At 70.1% G+C, this 3,249-nt stretch carries 2 protein-coding genes; both read left to right on the top strand.

Annotation, left to right across the window (positions count from 1 at the left end; translation table 11 throughout):
* A partial coding sequence (locus H0U68_RS07695; RefSeq protein ID WP_296354257.1) for a diguanylate cyclase occupies positions 1-759 on the top strand: 759 nt, incomplete at its 5' end.
* Between the two features lie 24 nt (positions 760-783).
* Entirely contained in the window at positions 784-3,129 is a 2,346-nt protein-coding gene (gene parC, locus H0U68_RS07690; RefSeq protein WP_296354255.1) for a DNA topoisomerase IV subunit A, read from the top strand.
* Positions 3,130-3,249: the final 120 nt, after the last annotated feature.

Below are 3,249 nucleotides of genomic sequence, written 5' to 3'. Positions count from 1 at the left end.
GTGGTGCTGGTGGTGCTGCTGCGCGCCTGGCCGCAAAGCCGCCCCTGGGTCTGGTGGCTGGTGCCGGGCTTCGGCGCGCTGGTCGCGGCCGGAGCGGCGCTGTCGTGGCGCGCCGTGCGCGCGCCTTCCAACGTCACGCTGACGCTGCTGGTGGCCGGCCTGCTCACGCTGTGGAGCACCTGCGTGTTCCTTGGCACCGTGTGGCGCAGCCGCATCCGGGGCGAAACGCGGGTGCGCATCGACGCGCGCAACACGGTGGACCCGCTGACCGGCCTGTCCACGCCCATCGTGCTGGCCGAGCGCGCGCGCGCCGCGCGCAACCTGATCAAGCGCTACGGCCACCCCAGCGTGCTGCTGCTGGTGCACATCGAGAACCTCGGCCGCATCGCCGCCGAATTCGGTCCCGAGGCCGGCGAGAACGCGGTGCTCACGGCAGCCAACCGCATCCGCGAGGCGCTGCGCGAAGGCGACGTGGCCGCGCGCGTGACGCATTCGCGCGTGGCGGTGCTGGCCGAGGGGCTGTCGCCGGCCGAGGCGGCGGCCAACGTGGCCAGCCGCATCCTGGTGGCGGGCCTGAAGGAGCCGGTGCCCGGCCTGCCCGACTTCCTGCAGTTCCGCATCGTGCTCGCGCCGGTGCCGCCCGACGAGGTACCGGCCAAGGCGCTGCTGCACCGCCTGGGCCAGCGGCTCGAGCAGGAACTGCACGCGCCTTCCGAACGGCGCATCGTGAGCCTCACGGAACACGAAATCGCCTCCTGAACCTGTTTGCCCTTTAGAAGAACGATGGAGCAAGAAGAACTGATTCCCTTCGGCAGCGGCGAGGGCGACGGCGAGACCGGCCTGGAGCTGGCCGCCTACGCCCAGCGCGCCTACCTGGAGTACGCGCTGAGCGTGGTCAAGGGCCGGGCGCTGCCCGACGTGAGCGACGGCCAAAAGCCGGTGCAGCGCCGCATTTTGTATTCGATGTCGCGCATGGGCCTGGGGTATGGCGCGGGCGGCACCGGCGCCGGACCCAAGCAGGTGAAGAGCGCCCGCGTGGTGGGCGACGTGCTGGGCAAGTTCCATCCGCACAGCGACCAGGCCGCCTACGACGCGATGGTGCGCATGGCGCAGGACTTCGCGCAGCGCTATCCGCTGGTCGACGGCCAGGGCAACTTCGGCAGCCGCGACGGCGACGGCGCGGCGGCGATGCGCTACACCGAGGCGCGGCTCGCGCGCATCGCCAGCCTGCTGCTCGACGAGCTCGACGAAGGCACGGTGGAGTTCGTGCTCAATTACGACGGCAGCACGCAGGAGCCGGTGGTGCTGCCCGCGCGGCTTCCGTTCACCCTGCTCAATGGCGCGAGCGGCATCGCCGTCGGCCTGGCCACCGAGATTCCAAGCCACAACCTGCGCGAAGTGGCCGAGGCCTGCGTGGCGCTGGTGAAGAACCCCAAGCTCGATGACGCCGAACTGTTCGCGCTGCTGCCCGGCCCGGATTTCCCGGGCGGCGGCCAGCTGATCAGCAGCGCGGCCGACATCGCCGAGGCGTACCGCGGCGGGCGCGGCTCGCTGAAGGTGCGCGCGCGCTGGAAGATCGAGGAACTCGCGCGTGGCCAGTGGCAGCTTGTCGTCAATGAACTGCCGCCCGGCGTCAGCACGCAGAAGGTGCTGGAAGAGATCGAGGAGCTCACCAACCCGAAAATCAAGGCCGGCAAGAAGGCCTTGTCGCAGGACCAGGTGCAGCTCAAGCAAAACCTGCTGTCGGTGCTGGACGCGGTGCGCGACGAGTCCAGCAAGGACGCGGCGGTGCGGCTGGTGTTCGAGCCCAAGACCAGCCGCATCGAGCAGAACGAGCTGATCACCACGCTGCTGGCGCACACCAGCCTGGAGAGCTCGGTGCCGATGAACCTCACCATGGTGGGGCTGGACGGCAAGCCGGTGCAGAAGGCGCTGCGGACCATCCTGAACGAGTGGATCGAATTCCGCCAGCGCACCATCGAGCGCCGCTCGCGCCACCGCCTGGCCAAGGTGATGGACCGCATCCACATCCTCGAGGGGCGGCAGCTGGTGCTGCTGCACATCGACGAGGTGATCCGCATCATCCGCAACAGCGACGAGCCCAAGTCCGCGCTGATCGCGCGCTTCAAGCTCAGCGACCGGCAGGCCGAGGACATCCTGGAAATCCGGCTGCGCCAGCTGGCGCGGCTGGAGGCCATCCGCATCGAGCAGGAACTCAAGGGCCTGCGCGAGGAGCAAAAGAAGCTGGAAGACATCCTGGGCAGCCCGGCGGCGCTCAAGCGGTTGATGGTCAGGGAGATCGAGGGCGACGCCAAGCAGTTCGGCGATGCGCGCCGCACGCTGATCCAGGCCGAAAAGCGCACCGTGGCCGAGGTCAAGGTGATCGACGAGCCGGTGACGGTGGTGGTGTCGCAAAAGGGCTGGGTGCGCGCGCGCCAGGGCCACGGGCACGACGCCGCGTCGTTCGCCTTCAAGGCCGGCGACGGCCTGTACGGCACGTTCGAGTGCCGCACCGTGGACACGCTGCTGGCCTTTGGCAGCAACGGCCGCGTGTACTCGGTCGCGGTAGCGCTGCTGCCCGGCGCCCGGGGCGACGGCCAGCCGATGACGACCCTGGTCGAGCTGGAGTCCGGCACGCAGCTGGTGCACTACTTCGCGGGCGCCGGCGGCGCCTGGCTGCTGGTGTCCAGCTCGGGCGGCTACGGTTTCCTGGCGACGGTGGACAACATGGTCTCGCGCCAGAAGGGCGGCAAGGCATTCATCAGCGTCGGCGCCGGCGAGTCGGTGTGCAAGCCGTCGCCGGCGAACGTGCCGCCGCAGGCGCCCGCGACGCACGTGTGCTGCGCATCCACCAACGGCCGCATCCTGAGCTTCGACATCACCGAACTGAAGGCCATGGGCAGCGGCGGGCGCGGGCTGATGCTGATCGACCTGGAGCCCAAGGACACGCTGGCCGGCGCCGCGGCGTACACCCGCTCGGTGAAGATCAGCGGCATCGGCCGCGGCGCCAAGGAGCGCGAAGAGACGCTGGAGATCCGCTCCTTGAACAACGCCAAGGCGGGCCGCGGCCGCAAGGGCAAGGCGGCCGATCTGGGCTTCAAGCCGGTGATGATCGAGCGGGTGGAATAAGAACCCCGGCCAGTTCGTGCATCAGCCGCGGCACCTCCGCGCCGATGTCGCGCGCCAGGAATCCGAGCGGCCCGGTGCGGCCGGCCAGCCGCGTGCCGGCGCGCGCGTGCAGCGCGACGC

Origin of the sequence: Ramlibacter sp. (genome assembly GCF_013697775.1) — a bacterium.
Classification (GTDB): Bacteria; Pseudomonadota; Gammaproteobacteria; order Burkholderiales; family Burkholderiaceae_C; genus Ramlibacter.
Note: the sequence above shows the minus strand (reverse complement) of the source record. Positions and strands in the feature narration are given on the sequence as shown.

Bases quoted from the DNA above. Each gene is read 5' to 3' on its own strand.
- parC (WP_296354255.1), top strand. From the start codon at position 784: ATGGAGCAAGAAGAACTGATTCCCTTCGGCAGCGGCGAGGGCGACGGC.